Source organism: Bradyrhizobium sp. cir1 (genome assembly GCF_014198245.1).
Classification (GTDB): domain Bacteria; phylum Pseudomonadota; class Alphaproteobacteria; order Rhizobiales; family Xanthobacteraceae; genus Bradyrhizobium.
Window position 1 is genome coordinate 40,167 of record NZ_JACIHE010000008.1, and the last position, 17,586, is coordinate 57,752.

At 66.2% G+C, this 17,586-nt stretch carries 13 protein-coding genes; 7 read left to right on the top strand and 6 right to left on the bottom strand.

What is annotated here, in order from left to right; translation table 11 throughout:
* Nucleotides 1-8: 8 nt before the first annotated feature.
* From GGD63_RS18005 to GGD63_RS18015, 3 genes are all read right to left on the bottom strand, one after another.
* Nucleotides 9-1,937, bottom strand: a complete 1,929-nt coding sequence (locus tag GGD63_RS18005; RefSeq protein ID WP_183244313.1) for a hypothetical protein — start codon at nt 1,935-1,937, stop codon at nt 9-11.
* Nucleotides 1,938-2,019: 82 nt separating this feature from the next.
* Nucleotides 2,020-3,210: an acetate/propionate family kinase gene (locus GGD63_RS18010; protein WP_183244315.1), complete on the bottom strand. Its 1,191-nt coding sequence runs from the start codon at nt 3,208-3,210 to the stop codon at nt 2,020-2,022.
* 9 nt (nt 3,211-3,219) lie between these two features.
* Nucleotides 3,220-5,634: a phosphoketolase gene (locus tag GGD63_RS18015; RefSeq protein ID WP_183244317.1), complete on the bottom strand. Its 2,415-nt coding sequence runs from the start codon at nt 5,632-5,634 to the stop codon at nt 3,220-3,222.
* Nucleotides 5,635-5,844: 210 nt separating this feature from the next.
* On the opposite strand from GGD63_RS18015, the gene GGD63_RS18020 reads away from it, so the two are divergent.
* From GGD63_RS18020 to GGD63_RS18035, 4 genes are all read left to right on the top strand, one after another.
* Nucleotides 5,845-7,011 (top strand): PA0069 family radical SAM protein, encoded by a 1,167-nt coding sequence (locus GGD63_RS18020; protein WP_183244319.1) that lies wholly within the window; start codon nt 5,845-5,847, stop codon nt 7,009-7,011.
* Nucleotides 7,012-7,050: 39 nt separating this feature from the next.
* Entirely contained in the window at nt 7,051-7,506 is a 456-nt protein-coding gene (locus GGD63_RS18025; RefSeq protein ID WP_183244321.1) for a VOC family protein, read from the top strand.
* 88 nt (nt 7,507-7,594) lie between these two features.
* On the top strand, nt 7,595-8,428 hold the full coding sequence (locus tag GGD63_RS18030) for a ribonuclease HII (RefSeq protein WP_183244323.1): 834 nt from the start codon (nt 7,595-7,597) through the stop codon (nt 8,426-8,428).
* A 276-nt stretch (nt 8,429-8,704) separates the two neighbouring features.
* Nucleotides 8,705-10,213 carry a glycosyltransferase family 39 protein gene (locus GGD63_RS18035; protein ID WP_183244325.1) on the top strand — a complete coding sequence of 503 codons (1,509 nt, stop codon included), beginning with the start codon at nt 8,705-8,707 and terminating at the stop codon, nt 10,211-10,213.
* 125 nt (nt 10,214-10,338) lie between these two features.
* Here the strand turns inward: GGD63_RS18035 and GGD63_RS18040 are convergent, their stop codons facing one another.
* Nucleotides 10,339-11,142 carry a uracil-DNA glycosylase family protein gene (locus tag GGD63_RS18040; RefSeq protein ID WP_183244327.1) on the bottom strand — a complete coding sequence of 268 codons (804 nt, stop codon included), beginning with the start codon at nt 11,140-11,142 and terminating at the stop codon, nt 10,339-10,341.
* Between the two features lie 135 nt (nt 11,143-11,277).
* On the opposite strand from GGD63_RS18040, the gene GGD63_RS18045 reads away from it, so the two are divergent.
* The 3 genes from GGD63_RS18045 to GGD63_RS18055 all read left to right on the top strand — a co-directional run bounded on the left by GGD63_RS18045 (nt 11,278) and on the right by GGD63_RS18055 (nt 15,936).
* A complete protein-coding gene (locus GGD63_RS18045) occupies nt 11,278-12,939 on the top strand; it encodes an electron transfer flavoprotein-ubiquinone oxidoreductase (RefSeq protein ID WP_183244329.1) in 1,662 nt (553 codons plus the stop codon).
* Between the two features lie 290 nt (nt 12,940-13,229).
* A complete protein-coding gene (locus GGD63_RS18050) occupies nt 13,230-15,026 on the top strand; it encodes a tetratricopeptide repeat protein (protein ID WP_183244332.1) in 1,797 nt (598 codons plus the stop codon).
* Between the two features lie 25 nt (nt 15,027-15,051).
* The gene (locus GGD63_RS18055; protein ID WP_183244334.1) at nt 15,052-15,936 is read left to right on the top strand and encodes a 4-(cytidine 5'-diphospho)-2-C-methyl-D-erythritol kinase; all 885 of its coding nucleotides are present in this window, start codon (nt 15,052-15,054) and stop codon (nt 15,934-15,936) included.
* A 107-nt stretch (nt 15,937-16,043) separates the two neighbouring features.
* On the opposite strand, the gene GGD63_RS18060 is transcribed toward GGD63_RS18055, so the two are convergent.
* Together GGD63_RS18060 and GGD63_RS18065 are read right to left on the bottom strand one after the other, a co-directional pair.
* A complete protein-coding gene (locus tag GGD63_RS18060) occupies nt 16,044-16,934 on the bottom strand; it encodes an alpha/beta fold hydrolase (RefSeq protein WP_183244336.1) in 891 nt (296 codons plus the stop codon).
* Entirely contained in the window at nt 16,927-17,559 is a 633-nt protein-coding gene (locus tag GGD63_RS18065; protein ID WP_183244338.1) for a LysE family translocator, read from the bottom strand. Before GGD63_RS18065 ends, GGD63_RS18060 begins: the two co-directional genes overlap by 8 nt.
* Nucleotides 17,560-17,586: the final 27 nt, after the last annotated feature.

Consider the following 17,586-nt stretch of genomic DNA (forward strand, 5'->3'; position numbering starts at 1 on the left):
GCTTTCCTCTAGGCTGCGAGATCGATCATGATGTGCCGGCGCAACAGATGCCCGAATCCGGCGAAGCGGTCGGTGGCGCGCTCGATGGCGCGGGCGAGCTCAAGCACCGAGAGCGAGGTCGCGATGTCGAAGCCGCCGCCGAAGACCAGCGCAGTCGTCGCCCGCTCCTGGCTATCTGCGGCATGTTCGGCATCGATCAGGCGGGTCACGGCCGTCAGCGCATCTTCCGAATCCGCGCGTCGCCCGTCCGGCACGTCGGTTGCCGCGGCGATGCCGCTGGCCGCAACCTCGGTCGTGGTCATCGCCACCGCGCAAAGCTCGGCGAGCGCAGCCAGCAATGACGGGTCGGTTCGCTCCGGCATCAGCGAGGCGATGAAGGCCGCCTGCTCCAGCTCGTCGATGGCTTCTTCGGCGCGGTCAATCAACTGCCCGATCGTCGGCCGGGCGTTGAGCCGGGCGATTTCCTTGCGGGTTTCGAGCGCGATACGGTCAGCCTTCTGCTCGATCGCGCCGCAGCGTTGCGCGAGCAGCTTGCGGTCGGCGGGCTGGCCGGCGCGCAACGCCGCAATATGCCGGGAGATTGCCGCGACGAGATCATGGGCAAGTCCGATCTGACGCAGCACGGCGGCGAGCAGGGCGCCGTCGACACGCTCGAGGTGCCGCACCAGATCGGCCTCGATCTGGTCCCGCACCATCCTGACGGAGTGACCTTCGAGCAGCGCCTCGGTGGAGACGCGCATCGATGCCTTCAGGAAATCGATCGCGGCGGTGCGGCCGAGTGCCTGGTCGAGTCGCTCGCCGAAGCCGATGCGCGCGGGTGCCGCGTTCCTGACCGCAGACCCCAGCAGCTCGTTGCCGCCGAGCTCGAGAAAGCCGCGGTGGCCGATCCGCTGCCGCGCCGCCCATTCGAGGATTCGTGTGGCGTCGTCCTTGGCGACCCAGGTCCGCAGCAGCTTGCGCGCCTTGTTCCAGTCGATCAGGAACACCAGTCCGGCGCCCACCGCCGCGAGGAATTCGTTGCGATCCACGGCGTGACCGGTCTGGAACTGGCCGGTGACGAGATAGAATGAATTGTCTTCGCCAAGCCCAGCGGCGGTGTGCCGGTCGAGCCCGCTCCAGGTCGCGTCAAACTTGTCGAACAGCGAGATGAAGAATTTTGCCCGTGCCAGATGCACGTCGGTGTAGGTGACGGTAACCGCGTTCTTCTTGACCGCGATCACCACGACATGCGCGTCGGTGGTGCCGATGTCATTCTGGATCAGGAGCCGGCCGCCCGAGCGGGTCGCCATGGTGTCGAGGCCGGGGTGGTTGAACTTCAGCCCGCGCGTCTGGTTGAGCCCCTTCATGAAGGCTTCCACTGCACTGCGATCTTCGCCATGCAGGCCGAACACATGAGCGCCATCGAGCGTCTCCTCGGAACAGCTCGCCGCGAGCTTGTTCATCGCCTTGTGGAGATCCATCACCAGGCGGTGGAGGCTGTCGCCGGCGGCCTCGGCGACACCGGTCAGACGGGCAATGCGGGAGAGATCGATTTCGTTGGTGGCATCGAGCAGGCCCTCGCTTCGGACGGCCGTCAGCCGCGCGTTGGCTTTCTCGCCTTCGGAAGGCGCGCCGGCGCCGACGGCGCGGATCATCGTCGCGGCATCGTCCTGAATCTCTTTCATCAGCTTGGCGAGGTTCGGCGCCGCGAGGCGGGACGGTCCGATCAAATGGGCGCCGCCGATGAGCGTTGCGATCGCGGCAGGCGCAATCCCGGCGGCATGACTTTCGACCGCGAGCTCGCTGGCCGGGTGACCAGGGTCTCGCGCATGCTGAGCTGCCGCCTGGAGTGCGCTCATCCGCACCTTGATGCGGTCGTTGGCGGCAAGCCCTTCCGCCACCAGCGTGGGCAACAGGATGTCGCCTTGTCCGAGCTCTTCGATGATCTGGGTTTTCATGATCTGTCCGCACGAGGATTGATGCCGTCTCTATGCCGCGAAGTAGCGGTGGCGGCATTGCGCCAGATCATTCATAAAATCGTCATGCGGCGTGTTGCTCGCGGAGCAGCGCCGCGCAATGGCGCGCGATCGTCATCTCTTCATTGGTGGGAATGACGAAGACATCAACCGAGCTATCGCTGTCGCTGATGCGCTCGCGCGTGGCATCGTTCGCCTGTGCATCGATACGCACGCCGAGCCAGGCGAGACGCTCGCCGATCGCGCTGCGGATCTCTTTCGCGTGCTCGCCGATGCCGCCGGTGAAGACCAGACAATCGAGCCCTTCAAGCGTGGTCGCCATCAGCGCGATCTCCTGCGCCGCACGAAAGACAAAAAGATCGACCGCCTCGCGCGCCGCTGGCTCGCGGCTCGCGAGCAGCGTACGCATGTCGGCGGAGAGGCCGGAGACGCCGAGCAGGCCCGACTGGTGATAGAGCAGGTGCTGGACATCCTCGACCGACATCTTCTCGTGCTGTTGCAGATAGAGCAGCACGCCGGGATCGATCGCGCCGCATCGCGTCCCCATCACGAGGCCGTCGAGCGGCGTCAGTCCCATCGTGGTGTCGACGCTGCGGCCGTCGCGCAACGCGCAGAGGCTAGCGCCATTGCCGAGATGGGCGATGATGGTGCGTTTGGACGCAAGCTCGGGCGCGATCTCGGCGAGGCGGCGCGCGACGTATTCGAAGGAGAGGCCATGAAAGCCGTAGCGCCGGATGCCACGCGCCTCGAAGCGCCTCGGAATGGCGAAACGGCTAACCGCCGGCGCGAGGCTGTGGTGGTAGGCGGTGTCGAAACAGGCGATCTGCGTCAGCGCGGGCCGGATCGCCGAGATGGTGTGGACCGGCGCGAGGCAGCGCGGCTGGTGCAGCGGCGCCAGCGGCGTCAGCGCCTCCAGCCTCATCGTGACCTCGTCCGTCAACATGATCGGACCCGAATGATCCGGACCGCCATGAACGATGCGATGGCCGACCGCGCGCAAGCGGCCTTGACCGAACCGGTCCTCGATGAAGGCGAGCACCTCGGCGAACAGATGACCGCCGCCGGCATCCGACGCGTCTTTCCGCGTCTCGAACAGGTCCTCGCCCGCGGCGCTCTTCACGACGAGCCCAGGTTTTGCCTCGTGCTCGTCGAGCTGGCCCTTGCACAGCAGGATGGGGTCGGCCGCCGCAATCTCGAACAGGCCGAACTTGATGCTCGACGATCCCGAATTGAGGACGAGGACCGTATCCGACATGACTTGCCGTCAATCGCCGGCTTCGCGCGGCGTATGGCCGCCGGAGTTGTTGGGCCAGACCCAGTCGCGGACGTCAGGCATGTCCTCGCCGTGCTCGCGCACATAACGCGCATGCTCGATCAGCTTGTCGCGGAACCGCTGCTTCACCGGCGCGGCCCTGGTCGCCAGGCCCGGAACGCGCTCGATCGCCTCGATCGCGAGATGATAGCGGTCGAGCTCATTGAGAACGACCATGTCGAACGGCGTCGTCGTGGTGCCTTCCTCGGCAAAGCCGCGCACATGCAGGCCGGCATGGTTGGTGCGGTTGTAGGTCAGCCGGTGGATCAGATAGGGATAGCCGTGATAGGCGAAGATGACGGGCTTGTCGCGCGTGAACAGGCTGTCGAAGTCGCGGTCGGACAGTCCGTGCGGATGCTGATCCCTCGGCTGCAGCGTCATGAGGTCGACGACGTTGACGACGCGGATCTTCAGATCGGGCAGTGCCTTGCGCAGGAGATCGACGGCGGCGAGCGTCTCCAGCGTCGGCACGTCGCCGGCACAGGCCATCACCACGTCGGGCTCGGCGTTCGTGTCCTCGTTGCCGGCCCAGGTCCAGATGCCGATGCCGGCATCGCAATGCGTCGCGGCCTGCTGCATCGACAGCCATTGCGGCGCCGGCTGCTTGCCGGCGACGATGACGTTGATGCGGTTGTAGGTGCGCAGGCAGTGGTCGGCGATCCACAGCAGCGTGTTGGCATCCGGCGGGAAATAGATGCGGACAATGTCGGCCTTCTTGTTGGCGACGAGATCGACGAAGCCGGGATCCTGGTGGCTGAAGCCGTTGTGGTCCTGGCGCCAGACATGCGAGGTCAAGAGGTAGTTCAGCGAGGCGATCGGACGCCGCCACGGCAGATGCCGCGTCACCTTCAGCCATTTGGCGTGCTGGTTGAACATGGAATCCACGATGTGGATGAAGGCCTCGTAGCAGGAGAAGAAGCCGTGGCGTCCGGTGAGCAGGTAGCCTTCGAGCCAGCCCTGGCAGAGATGCTCGCTCAACACCTCCATCACGCGCCCGTCCTGTGCGAGATGCACGTCGTAAGGCTCCGTCGGCTCCATCCAGACGCGTTCGGTCGCGTCGAACACGGCATCGAGCCGGTTTGACGCGGTCTCGTCCGGACCCATGATGCGGAAGTTGCGAGCCTCGGCATTGAGGCGAATGACGTCGCGCAGGAATTTGCCGAGCTCGCGCGTCGCTTCTCCGATCACGCCGCCAGGCTGCGGCACGTCCACGGCAAAGCTGCGGAAGTCCGGCAGCTTCAGCTCCTTCCTGAGGAGGCCGCCATTGGCATGCGGATTGGCGCCCATGCGCCTGTTACCTTCAGGCGCGAGCGCCTGAAGCTCGGGGACGAGCGCGCCGCTCGCGTCGAACAGTTTTTCCGGCTCGTAGCTGCGCATCCAGTCTTCGAGGATCTTCAGATGCGCCGGGTTCTCGCGGCAGCTGGCAACGGGCACCTGATGCGCGCGCCAAAAATCTTCGACCTTCTTGCCGTCGACCTCCTTCGGACCGGTCCAGCCCTTCGGGCTGCGCAGCACGATCATCGGCCAGCGCGGCCGCTCGACCGTCTTGCGTCCGTCGCGGGCGTGCTGCTGGATCGAGCGGATGCTGGCGAACGCAACATCGAGCGCGTCCGCCATGGTCTGGTGCATCAATTTGGGATCGTCGCCCTCGACGAACAGCGGCTCGTGGCCTAGCCCACGGAACAGATCGCGGATCTCGCTGTCGGGCATCCGCCCGAGCACGGTCGGGTTGGCGATCTTGTAGCCGTTGAGATGCAGGATCGGCAGCACCGCGCCGTCATGGGCCGGGCTCAGGAACTTGTTGGAGTGCCAGGACGCCGCGAGCGGTCCGGTCTCGGCTTCACCGTCGCCGACGACGCAGGCGACGATCAAATCAGGGTTGTCGAACGCCGCGCCATAGGCGTGCACCAGTGCATAACCGAGCTCGCCGCCCTCGTGGATCGAGCCGGGAGTCTCGGGCGCCGCGTGGCTCGGAATGCCGCCGGGGAAGGAGAACTGCCTGAACAGCTTCCGCAATCCGTCCGCATTGCGCGCGATATCCGGATAGATCTCGCTGTAGCTGCCTTCGAGATAGGTGTTGGCGACCATGCCCGGCCCGCCATGGCCGGGGCCGCAGACATAGAGCACGTTGAGATCCAGCGCGTGGATGACGCGGTTGAGATGGGCATAGATGAAGTTCAGACCGGGCGTCGTGCCCCAATGGCCGAGCAGACGCGGCTTGATGTGCTCGGCCCGCAACTGCTCCCGCAGCAGCGGGTTGTCGAGCAGGTAGATTTGCCCGACCGAGAGGTAGTTGGCAGCGCGCCAGTAGCGATCGAGGAGATCAAGGTCGCCGCTCGCGGCGGCTGTTTTTTGTTGGATTGTCATGTTCTTGCCGACCTTCACACAGCGATCGTCACCAACCCGGTTCCGGCGTGATCGATCCGTCGGTCATGAAACGGGATGGTCGTGACACCGGTGTTGCGTGAGGTCAAAGGCGGGCGCGCGAAGTTTGGGCAGCTCTACTGTGCATGGGGTTGTTTTCGAGTTTTTTGTTTGTGTTCTTGATTTGTTCCTCATGCGTGCTATCTTGGCTTCATGAGTCCAGCAGCATCCTCTCATGCTCTCAAGCACCCGCCGGTCAAGGCGCCCTCCGAGCCGGCGGGTGCGGACTCTGATTTTCCCGAGCTTGGCGTCGCCATCGACCGTGCACGCAGGCGAGGCCGGGGCGCGCAGTCCAACGCGAGCGGCCGCTATGAGGCCGAGGCGCGCGTCGCTTTCGATGACGGCTGGCAGAGCCTGGAAGAGCTGCCGCCGTTCAAGACAAGTGTCGGTGTCGACACCTCGCGCAAGGTGATCACCCGCAACGATTCCCCCGACATCGGCTTCGACCGCTCGATCAATCCCTATCGCGGCTGCGAGCACGGTTGCGTCTATTGCTTCGCGCGGCCGACCCACGCCTATCTCGGCCTGTCGCCGGGGCTCGACTTCGAGTCGAAACTGTTCGTGAAGCCCGAGGCGCCTTCACTGCTGGAAAAGGAACTCGCCGCCCCCGGCTACGAGCCGCGGATGATCGCGATCGGCACCAACACCGATCCCTACCAGCCGATCGAGCGCGAGCGCAAAATCATGCGCGGCATTCTGGAGGTGCTGGAGCGCACCGGGCATCCCGTCGGCATCGTCACCAAATCGGCGCTGGTCGTGCGCGACATCGACATTCTCCAGCGCATGGCCAAGCGCAACCTCGCCAAGGTCGCGATCTCCGTCACCTCGCTCGATCCGAAGCTGGCGAGGACCATGGAGCCGCGCGCCTCGACGCCGCCGAAGCGGCTGGAGGCGCTGAAGCAGCTCTCGGAGGCCGGTATTCCCACCACCGTGATGGTCGCGCCCGTGATCCCCGCGCTGAACGATTCCGAGATCGAGCGCATCCTCGATGCTGCCGCCCATGCCGGCGTCAAGGAAGCCTCCTATGTGCTGCTGCGGCTGCCGCTGGAGGTGCGCGATCTCTTCCGCGAATGGCTGATGGCAAATTACCCGGACCGCTACCGCCACGTCTTCACGCTGATCCGCGATATGCGCGGCGGCCGCGACTACGACGCCAAATGGGGCGAGCGGATGAAGGGCACCGGACCGATGGCCTGGACCATCGGCCGCCGCTTCGAGATCGCCTGCGACCGGCTCGGGCTCAACAAGCGCCGCTCCAAGCTGACCACGGATCACTTTGCGCGGCCGAAGCGGAACGGCGATCAGCTCAGCCTGTTCTGACCGGGCAAGTTCTGATCGGGAAAGTGGAAGAGGCACAGCATGAGCAAGGAACTCACGGCCCCGGTGCCGCGGCTGACCGTGATCACGCTCGGCGTCGGCGACATCCGCGCCAGCATCGCCTTCTACGACGCCCTCGGCTTCTCGCGCCGGCTGAAGGCGACCGGCGAGGCGGTCGCGTTCTATGACACCGGCGGTCCGGTGCTGGCGCTGTATCCCTGGGATCAACTCGCGGCGGACGCGACCTTGCCGGACCAGCCGAGGCCGGCGGCCTTCCGCGGCACGACGCTCGCCTGGAACTGCCGCACGCGCGATGAGGTCGATGCGGTGCTGACTTTCGCCGTCAGCAAGGGAGCAAGGCTGCTGAAAGCCGGGTGCGAGACCGATTACGGCGGCTATTGCGGCTATTTTGCCGATCCCGATGGTCACGTCTGGGAGGCCGTGGTGGCGCCCGGTATCGAGGTCGGCGAGGACCGGCGGGTGCATCTGGCGGAGTAGGGCGGCAAGCCTGGATCAAGCCTGAATAACGGGAATTATCCGTGGTTCCCGGTTGCGCCGGCTGGGCTGCTTGCGCACGATCCCGGCCATGATTCGGGACAAGTCCGCCAGGAAGCCGGCCAAAGGCGCGCCACAAGAGGATGCTGCGAAGCAGGCAGCGCCTGCCAAGGCGGCCAGAGTTCCGGCCGGCAAGAAAGGCATTATCGCGATTGCGCCGCCGAGCTTCCGCCGCGAGCGTGCGCTGATCAAGCGTGGCATCTGGCCGGTCGCGGGCTGCGACGAGGCCGGCCGCGGTCCGCTGGCTGGTCCCGTGGTGGCGGCCGCGGTGATTCTCGACCCCGACCGCATTCCGCGCGGCATCGACGATTCCAAGCGCCTGACCGCCGAGGAGCGCGAGAAGCTTTTCGACAAGATCTGCGCCACCGCGCAGGTCTCGGTCGCCGTCGCCTCGACCGCGCGAATCGACCGCGACAACATCCTGCGCGCCTCGCTATGGGCCTTGAAGCGCGCCGTGGTGGCATTGCCTCAGCCGCCGCAGCATGTCTTCGTCGACGGCCGCGACCGCCTCGACACGCCTTGCGACTGCGAGGCCGTGATCGGCGGCGATGGCATCGTGCTGTCGATCGCGGCGGCCTCGATCGTCGCCAAGGTGACGCGCGACCGGCTGATGTGCGCGCTGGCGCAGGACTGCCCCGGCTACGGTTTCGAGCAGCACAAGGGCTATGCCGTCCCCGAGCATCTCGATGCCCTCGACCGCCTCGGCCCGACCGTCCATCACCGCAGCTTCTTCGCCCCCGTCGCCGCCGCCCGCGCCAAGCACATGCCCTGGACCGTCGAGCCGGTACAGGACCTGTTCGAGGTCGCCGAAGTCGAGGTGCAGGTGGAAGCGGGCGCTGAGATCGGCGCGTCTACGGGCCTTTAAGCATTCATCTGTCGCTGCGGCGCTCTTTCGCCTCTCCCCGCCTGCGGGTGAGGGAGCCTCCGCGAGTCTCACTGCTACCGTCCTTGCGGACACTCCCCCCAACTCTCCCAGCGCGAGCGAAGCTCGTCGTGCCCCCGCAAGCGGGGAGAGGAAGAGGAGAGAGCGCAGGGGAGAGGGAGCAGACCGAAGTTGCCACGACGCGCGACGCCCTTTATCAAAACAGATGCGAGCGAATAGGGCCGGCTGGACGGGTTGGCTGCATCTTTCGGACGTTGCATGCGGTTTACCTCCCTGGTCATCGAGCTCATTCGCGCCCGGCCGCGGCTGATCGTGTGGATCGCCGTCCTGCTGCAGGCTGCGATGTGGTTGTTCGTGGCGCTGGTGTTTTACCGCAGCCCGCCCGGCTCGCTGGCGACGCTGCTGGCGTTCGGCAGGGAATACCAAGTCGGCACCGATCTCGGCCCGCCCCTGCCGATCTGGCTCGCCGACATCGCCTATCGCCTCGCGGGCGGCCACATGTTCGGCGTCTATGTGCTCGCCGAGCTCTGCGAGATCGCGACCTTCATCGCGCTCTATCATCTCTCCCGCGCCGTGGTCGGCTCGCAGCAGGCGGTGCTCGCCGTGCTCCTGACCATGACGGTGCTGGCGTTCTCCTCGGCCGCGCTCGATTTCGGCCCGCTCGTGCTGGCCCGCCCCCTCTGGGCGCTGCTGCTGCTGCACTCCTGGCAGATCATCGGCCAGCGCCGCGGCAATGCCTGGTTCGCCTGGTCGATCGAGGCGGGCCTGTTGCTGCTGACGACGCCTGCTGCGGTCTTCCTGTTGCTCCTGCTCGTCGTCTTCGCGGTCTCGACCGCCGGCGGCCGCCGCACGCTGCGCGCGCTCGATCCGCTGTTCGCCCTGATCGTCGTCGCCGTGCTGGCGCTGCCCTATGCCGTCTGGCTAATGCGGGCCCAGACGCTGGTGCTGCCGGCCCTGCCGCAGGTGACCGAGCTGAGCGCCCGTGCGATCCACGCAGCCTGGCTGCTCGGAGGGCTCGTGCTCGGGGCTGCCGCGATCCCGGCGCTGACCTTCCTCAACACCCGCCTGTTCGTCGCCAAGGGCGAGGAGGCGCCGATCATCTACCGGCCGCCGGTCGAGCCGCTCGCGCGCAACTTCGTCTATTTCTTCGCGCTGGCGCCGGCGCTCGGCGCGGTGCTGATCTCTGGCCTGCTCGGCCTCGACTCCGTCGTCGGCGGCTCCGGTGCCGTGCTGGTTATGTCGGGGCTTGCCGTGGTCGTCGCGGCCGGCGACCTCATCGCGATGCGCCGTGCGCGGATGCTGCGCATGGTATGGGCTGCCGCTGTCGTCGCGCCCGCCGCCGGCGTGGTGCTCGCCGTGCTGTTCCTGCCCTGGACCGGCACTGGCGAGATTGCGACCTCGATGCCGGCGCGCGCGATCTCGGATTTCTTCGACGAGAGCTTCGCCCGCCGCACCAACCATCGCCTGCGCGCGGTTGCCGGCGAGACCCAGCTCGCCAGCCTGATCACGCTGCATTCCGGCCGGCCGCATCTCTTCATCGACGCCGACCCCGCGCGCACGCCGTGGATGAGCCAGACCAGGTTCAGCGAGACCGGCGGCGTCGTGGTCTGGCGTGCCTCCGACACCGCCGGCACCCCGCCGCCCGAGATTCTCAAGCGCTTCCCCGGCATCGTGCCGGAAGTGCCGCGCGCCTTCGAATGGCTCGTAAATGGCCGCCAGCAGCTGCTGCGCATCGGCTGGGCCATCGTGCGGCCGAAGGGGACGTGACGCGCTCTCTTCGTCGTCATTGCGAGGAGCTCTTGCGACGAAGCAATCCAGAGTCCCTCTCCGGAAAGATTCTGGATTGCTTCGCCTGCGCTCTCAATGACGGGGAGAGAGCGTTCTGCCCCTCGCTATCCCGCCAGCACCTTCGCGATCGCCCGCAGGTCCTGCCAGGCCAGCCGCTTGTAGGACGGCGAGCGCAACAGATAGGCCGGATGGAACGTCGGCAGCGCGCGGATGGTGCGCTGGCCGGTGTCGTAGTCGAACCAGCGCCCGCGGGTGCGCATGATGCCTTCGCGCGTCGACAGCAGCGTCTGCGTCGAGGGATTGCCGAGCGTCACCAGCACATCCGGGTTTACCAGCTCGATCTGGCGCTGGATGAAGGGCAGGCACACCTGCGTCTCCTGCGGCGTCGGCGTGCGGTTGCCGGGCGGCCGCCACGGGATCACGTTGGCGATGTAGGCGGTGGTGCGGTTGAGCCCGATCGCGCCGATCATGAGGTCGAGCAGCTTGCCGCTGCGCCCGACAAAGGGCAGCCCCTCGATGTCCTCGTCGCGGCCCGGCGCCTCGCCGACGAACATGATGCGCGCCTGCGGGTTGCCGTCGGCGAACACCAGCCGAGTCGCCGTGTGCTTCAACGCGCAGCCCTCGAAATTCTGCATCAGCTCGCGCAGCGCCTCCAGCGTCGGCGCGGTGCGCGCGGCCTCGCGCGCCGAAGCGATGGCGACGTCGGGTGCAGGCGCGGCCTCGCCGCGCATCACCGCGGGCGCCGCAACCGGCCGCGGCGCCTCGACCGGCGCCGCGCGCGGGGGCGGCGGTGGCGCATCGATTTCCGCCAGGCGGTCTATCGGTTCCTCCGCGAGCGCGCAGTCGACTCCGGCCTCCAGATAGAAGGCAAGCAGCTCGCGGACGGTGGGTGCGGGTTCGGGTATCATGGGAAAGTCTGACTTTTATATCATTCCGGGGCGCCTTGCATCCCGGCGAAATGTGATTCCGAGGTTGTCCTACCCGGAAAAATCGGAAACAAGAGGGCGCAAACGACCAAGGACCGTCTCAAGGGCTGAGATCAGATGAGCACCGAAGAACTTCCCCCGCGCGAATCCATGGAATTCGACGTCGTCATCGTCGGCGCCGGCCCGTCGGGCCTGTCGGCCGCGATCCGGCTGAAGCAGCTCAACGCCGATCTCAACGTCGTCGTGGTGGAGAAGGGCTCCGAGGTCGGCGCGCACATTCTTTCGGGCGCCGTGATCGACCCGGCCGGGCTCGACAAGCTCGTTCCGGACTGGCGCGAGGATGCCGACTGCCCGCTGAAGACGCAGGTGAAGGACGACCGCTTCTACTGGATGACCGGCGGCGGCGCGATCAAGCTGCCGAACTTCGTGATGCCGCCGCTGATGGATAACCATCACTGCTATATCGGCTCGCTCGGCAATGTCTGCCGCTGGCTGGCGCGGAAAGCGGAGGCGCTGGGCGTCGAGATCTATCCGGGGTTCGCCGCGGCCGAGGTGCTCTACGACGAGGAAGGCAAGGTCAAGGGCATCGCCACCGGCGACATGGGCATCGGCCGCGACGGCAAGCCGAAGGATTCCTTCACGCGCGGCATGGAATTGCTCGGCAAGTACACGCTGTTCGCCGAAGGCGCGCGCGGCAGCCTGACCAAGCAGCTCATCAACAAGTTCGCGCTCGATGCCAAGAGCGAGCCGCCGAAGTTCGGCATCGGGCTGAAGGAAGTCTGGCAGATCGATCCCGCCAAGCACCAGAAGGGCATGATCCAGCATTCGTTCGGCTGGCCGCTTGACCTCAAGACCGGCGGCGGCTCGTTCCTTTATCACTACGACGATAATCTCGTCGCCGTCGGCTTCGTCGTGCATCTCAATTACGACGATCCGTATCTGTCACCGTTCGACGAATTCCAGCGCTTCAAGACCCATCCCTCGATCCGCGGGACCTTCGAAGGGGCCAAGCGGCTCGCTTATGGCGCGCGTGCGATCACCGAGGGCGGCTATCAGTCGGTACCGAAGCTCAGCTTCCCCGGCGGCGCGCTGATCGGCTGCGCGGCCGGCTTCGTCAACGTGCCGCGCATCAAGGGCGTGCACAATGCGATGGGCACCGGCATGCTGGCTGCTGAACATGTTGCGGCCGCGCTCGCCGCCGATCGCGCCAATGACGAGCTTGTCGACTACGAGAACGCCTGGCGCTCCTCGTCGGTCGGCAAGGATCTGTTCCTGGTCCGCAACGTCAAGCCGCTGTGGTCGAAGTTCGGCACCGTGCTCGGCGTTGCGCTGGGCGGCTTCGACATGTGGTGCAACACGCTGTTCGGCGCTTCGCTGTTCGGCACCCAGGCGCACGCCAAGCCCGATCGCGCCACGCTCGATCCGGCCAAGCAGCACGCCCCGAAGAACTACCCGAAGCCGGACGGCAAGATCTCGTTCGACAAGCTGTCCTCGGTATTCCTGTCCAACACCAATCATGAAGAGGACCAGCCGGTCCATCTCAAGGTTACGGACATGAACCTCCAGAAGACGTCCGAGCACGACGTCTTCGCCGGCCCCTCGAATCGCTATTGCCCGGCCGGCGTCTATGAGTGGATCGAGGAGGGTTCGGGTCCGCGCTTCCAGATCAACGCCCAGAACTGCGTCCACTGCAAAACCTGCGACGTGAAGGACCCCAACGGCAACATCACCTGGGTTCCACCGGAAGGTGGCGGCGGCCCGAACTACGAGGCGATGTAAGAACTGGTCGCATAGGGTGATCCGGCGCACGTTCGCGTGAGAACCGGGCCGCGGCTACCTGTCGCGGTCACGATAAGGCCATAGTAGCGGCGTCTTGGGGCGCTCTTGACCGGTCAGTTGGCCGATTTGGGGCGTGCGGAGGGGATCGCCCGGTCCGAATCCTTGCGGTGAACCGCCAAAAGCGGCATTGTCGGCCCGACGGTTCCGGGTCCCGATGCCACCGGCCGCGTTCGCATGCGAGACGGCCTTCTGCTGCAAACCCAGGCACTACCAACTCAAGGCGAGCCCTGATGTTCTCAAATCGTTTCAACCGCTGGACTGTTGCCGCCATCGCCCTCATGGGCACAGCGATTGCGGTGGTCCCCGGCGCGGTCCTGGCGCAGACGCCGGATCACCCGGCCGATACGGCGGCGCAGTTTCCGACCCGGAACGATCTGAAATCGCTCACCACCTCCGGCAGCTATCTTGCCGCCCGCCACGCCAGCGTCGAGCGCGATGCGGCCTCGGCCGCCGCCTTCTACCGCTCGGCGCTGCGCTCCGATCCCAAGAACAACGAGCTGCTCGACCGCGCCTTCATCTCCTCGGTCGCCGACGGCGACATCGACGAGGCCGTCAAGCTCGCCGAGCGCATCCTCACCATCGACAAGACCAACCGCGTCGCGCGTCTCGTCGTCGGCGTGCACGATCTGAAGTTCAAGAAGTATGCGACCGCGCAGAGCAACATCAACCAGTCGATCCGCGGTCCGATCACCGATCTTGTCGCCACGCTGCTGTCGGGCTGGGCCGCCTATGGCGCCGGCGATGCCAAGGGCGGCGTCGCCACCATCGACAAGCTCGCAGGTCCCGAGTGGTATCCGCTGTTCAAGGATCTCCACGCCGGCATGATCCTCGAGCTCGCCGGCAAGGAGAAGGATGCCGGCACCCGCTTCGAGCGCGCCTACAAGCTCGACGATTCCATGCTGCGCGTCACCGAAGCCTATGCGCGCTGGCTGTCGCGCAACAAGGATTCGGCCGCGGCGACCAATGTCTATCAGGCCTTCGACAAGAAGCTCGCCCGCCATCCGCTGATCGTGGAAGGTTTGCGCGACACCAAGGCCGGCAAGAAGCTGCCGCCGCTGGTCGATTCCGCGCAGGCCGGCGCCGCCGAGGCGCTCTACGGCATCGGCGCCACGCTGACCCGTCGCGGCGGCGAGGATCTGGCGCTGGTCTACCTCCAGCTCTCGCTCTACCTCCAGCCGACCCATCCGCTGGCACTGCTCTCGCTCGCCGATCTCTATGAATCGGTGAAGCGGCCGCAGATGGCGATCAAGGTCTACGAGCGCGTGCCCGCGACCTCGCCGCTGAAGCGCAACGCGCAGATCCAGCTCGCCATCGACCTCGATTCGGCCGACCGCACCGACGAGGCGATCAAGATCCTCAAGGGCGTCACCTCGGAGGATGCCAAGGATCTCGAGGCCATCATGGCGCTCGGCAACATCGAGCGCGGCCGCAAGCGGTTCGGCGACTGCGGCGCGACCTATTCGCAAGGCGTCGAGGTGCTGCCGGCCGGCAACGACAAAGCCAACAGCGTCTGGTACTATTATCGTGGCATCTGCGAGGAGCGCTCCAAGCAGTGGGCCAAGGCCGAAGCCGACATGAAGAAGGCGCTCGAGCTGCAGCCCGACCAGCCGCATGTCCTCAACTATCTCGGCTATTCCTGGATCGACCAGGGCGTGAACCTCGACGATGGCATGAAGATGATCAAGCGCGCCGTCGAGCAGCGTCCCGACGACGGCTACATCGTCGATTCCCTCGGCTGGGCCTATTACCGCATCGGCAATTACGAGGAGGCGGTGAAGAACCTCGAGCGCGCGATCGATCTCAAGCCGGAAGATCCCACCATCAACGATCACCTCGGCGATGCCTATTGGCGCGTCGGCCGCACGCTGGAAGCCAAATTCCAGTGGTCGCATGCGCGCGATCTCAAGCCCGAGCCGGATGATCTTCCGAAGATCGAGGCCAAGATCGCCAACGGTTTGACCGAGGACAATTCCAACTCTTCCGCGGCCCAGGCCGAGAAGAAGAAGGACGACGGCAAGGGCGGCTAAGAGAGCGTTTGGGGGCTGATCGCCAATGTCGGCGTTGATTGAAGAAGGGCGGGCGAAGGTCAATTTGAGCCTTCGCGTCGTCGGCCGTCGTGCTGACGGCTATCATGATCTCGAGAGCGTGGTCGCGTTCGCCGATTGCGCCGACCGGCTCACGCTGGAGCCCGGCGGCGAGCTGAAGCTCACCACCACCGGGCCACTCGCAGCCGCCTGCGGCGATACCGCCGATAATCTCGTGTTCAAGGCGGCCAAGCTTCTGGCCGAGGCCGTGCCGGGCCTGAAGCTCGGCGCCTTCGCGCTCGACAAGGTGCTTCCTGTGGCCGCCGGCATCGGCGGCGGCTCGGCCGATGCAGCGGCGGCGCTGCGCCTCTTGGCGCGCCTCAACAATCTCTCGCTCGACGATCCCCGCTTGCAGAAGGTCGCGCTCGCGACCGGTGCCGACGTGCCGGTGTGCCTGTTCTCGCGCGCCTGCGACATGACCGGCGTCGGCGAGCAGCTGCTGCCGCTCGCCTTGCCGAGCATGCCTTGCGTGATGGTCAATCCGCGCGTGCCGGTCGCGACCAAGGACGTGTTCCAGGCGCTGGGCCTGCGCAACGGCGAGCTCCTGGTTGGCGCCACCTCGGTTCTCGAAGCTCCGGCCTGGCCGGAGGAGGGCGGGTCGATCGCCGATTGGGTCGAGGTTCTCGAAACCGTCGCCAACGATCTCGAGGCGCCCGCGCTGCGGATCGAGCCTGTGATTGGCGAGGTGCTGGACGCCTTGCGCTCCTCCGCCGGCGTCAAGCTCGCCCGCATGTCCGGCTCGGGGGCGACGTGCTTTGCGATCTATGGCGCGCCCAGTGATGCGCATGCCGCGGCCGAGAAGATCCGGCGCGACCATCCCGGCTGGTGGGTGCATGCGGGGACGTTGAGCTAGGTATCTCCTCAAAGACAGGTACAGGGTGGGCAAAGGCGCCTTTGCGCCGTGCCCACCATCTTTCCGCTAGGGCGACAGAAGCGTGGGCACGCTTCGCTTTGCCCACCCTACGGCAGCGGGGCTAATCCGCCTTGCTCGGTCAGTCCGAGAAACTTTCGGATCTCGCCCAGCACCTCCTGCGGCTTGTCGTGCTGCAGCCAGTGTCCCGCCTCGGCGATGGTCTCGATGCGCGCGTCCTGGAAATAGCGCTCTAGGCCCGCCGCCCTGGCGCCGGCCAGAAAGCTTTCGCCGGCATTGAGCAGCAGCGTCGGGCACGCGATGCGCGACCACAGTGCGACGTGATCATCCGCCCAGAGCCGGTGCGGCGCACTGGCGCGCTGATAGGGATCGAACTTCCAGCTGTAGGTGCCGTCCTCGTTCTGCCGCGCGCCGTGCGTGGCAAGATGCAGTGCGAGATCGCGGGCGAGGCGCTTGTTGTGCAGCACCATCTGTGCGGCCGCATCCTCGAGGGTCGCATAGCGGCGCGGCGTGCGGTCGTGCAGTCTGTCGAGCTGGCTGACCCATTTACTGATGCGCTCGTGCGCCGGCGGCTTCGGCGCATCCGGCAGCATGGTGACGCCGTCGAGCACGACTAGCTTCGAGACCAGCTCCGGGAACGATCCCGAGAAGATCAGGCTCACCATGCCGCCCATGGAATGGCCGATGAGAGTCACTTGAGGCGCTGCGATGGTGCGGACGAGCTGGACCAGATCGTAGACATATTCGGTCAGCGCGTAGCTGCCGCCTTTGGTCCAGTCGGAATCGCCGTGACCGCGCAGATCCGGCGCGATCACGTGGAAATGCGGCTGCAGCGAGCGCGCGATAGCGTCCCAGCTGCGGCAATGATCGCGGCCGCCATGGACCAGGATGAGGGGCGGCGCGCCCTCGTTGCCCCAATCGGCATAATGCAGCCGCAGGCCGTGCGATTCATAGAAGCGGTCTTGCGGGGCGCTAGCCATTGGCCGGCCGCCGCGCCAGGGCGAGCGAGAGGCCGAGGCCGGCAATGAAGACGCCCGAGCCTTGCGTGAGGCGCCGCATCAGCTGCGGCCGTCCGATCAGCTGCGTGCGCGTCGCGGAGGCCATCAGCACCACGACGACATCGGCGAGCGTGTTCAGGGCCACCGAGATTGCACCCAGCATGATGAATTGCAGCGTCGGGTTCGATCCCGCGGGATCGAGGAACTGCGGAATGAAGGCGAGGAAGAACGCCGCAGTCTTCGGGTTCAGCGCCTCGACCAGCACGCCGTCGCGAAACGCGCGCTTGTCGCCGACGGCGTCGCTCTCCAGCGACAGCGCGCGGCCGGCGCCGCGGAACGTCTTGATGCCGAGCCAGACCAGATAAAGCGCGCCGACAAATTTGACCACGGTGAACAGTTCCGCGCTGGCCAGGATGATCGCGGAGATACCGAGACTGCCGGCCACGACATGGACCATCCCGCCCAGCGCCGTGCCCGCGGTCGAGGCAAAGCCGCTCGCGCGTCCTTCCGACAAGGTTCGCGCCGCCACGTAGAAAATGCCGGGGCCGGGAATTGCCGCAATGAGGAATGCTGCGGCCAGGAACAGCCAGAAATTGGTTTCGCTCATCCTGTTTTCGTAGCGCAGCGTGCCGCG

Coding starts and splice junctions, on each gene's coding strand:
- GGD63_RS18065 (WP_183244338.1), bottom strand. CDS start 17,559: ATGAGCGAAACCAATTTCTGGCTGTTCCTGGCCGCAGCATTCCTCATT.
- GGD63_RS18050 (WP_183244332.1), top strand. CDS start 13,230: ATGTTCTCAAATCGTTTCAACCGCTGGACTGTTGCCGCCATCGCCCTC.
- GGD63_RS18005 (WP_183244313.1), bottom strand. CDS start 1,937: ATGAAAACCCAGATCATCGAAGAGCTCGGACAAGGCGACATCCTGTTG.
- GGD63_RS18015 (WP_183244317.1), bottom strand. CDS start 5,634: ATGACAATCCAACAAAAAACAGCCGCCGCGAGCGGCGACCTTGATCTC.
- GGD63_RS18035 (WP_183244325.1), top strand. CDS start 8,705: ATGCGGTTTACCTCCCTGGTCATCGAGCTCATTCGCGCCCGGCCGCGG.
- GGD63_RS18025 (WP_183244321.1), top strand. CDS start 7,051: ATGAGCAAGGAACTCACGGCCCCGGTGCCGCGGCTGACCGTGATCACG.
- GGD63_RS18045 (WP_183244329.1), top strand. CDS start 11,278: ATGAGCACCGAAGAACTTCCCCCGCGCGAATCCATGGAATTCGACGTC.
- GGD63_RS18020 (WP_183244319.1), top strand. CDS start 5,845: ATGAGTCCAGCAGCATCCTCTCATGCTCTCAAGCACCCGCCGGTCAAG.
- GGD63_RS18010 (WP_183244315.1), bottom strand. CDS start 3,210: ATGTCGGATACGGTCCTCGTCCTCAATTCGGGATCGTCGAGCATCAAG.
- GGD63_RS18040 (WP_183244327.1), bottom strand. CDS start 11,142: ATGATACCCGAACCCGCACCCACCGTCCGCGAGCTGCTTGCCTTCTAT.
- GGD63_RS18055 (WP_183244334.1), top strand. CDS start 15,052: ATGTCGGCGTTGATTGAAGAAGGGCGGGCGAAGGTCAATTTGAGCCTT.
- GGD63_RS18030 (WP_183244323.1), top strand. CDS start 7,595: ATGATTCGGGACAAGTCCGCCAGGAAGCCGGCCAAAGGCGCGCCACAA.
- GGD63_RS18060 (WP_183244336.1), bottom strand. CDS start 16,934: ATGGCTAGCGCCCCGCAAGACCGCTTCTATGAATCGCACGGCCTGCGG.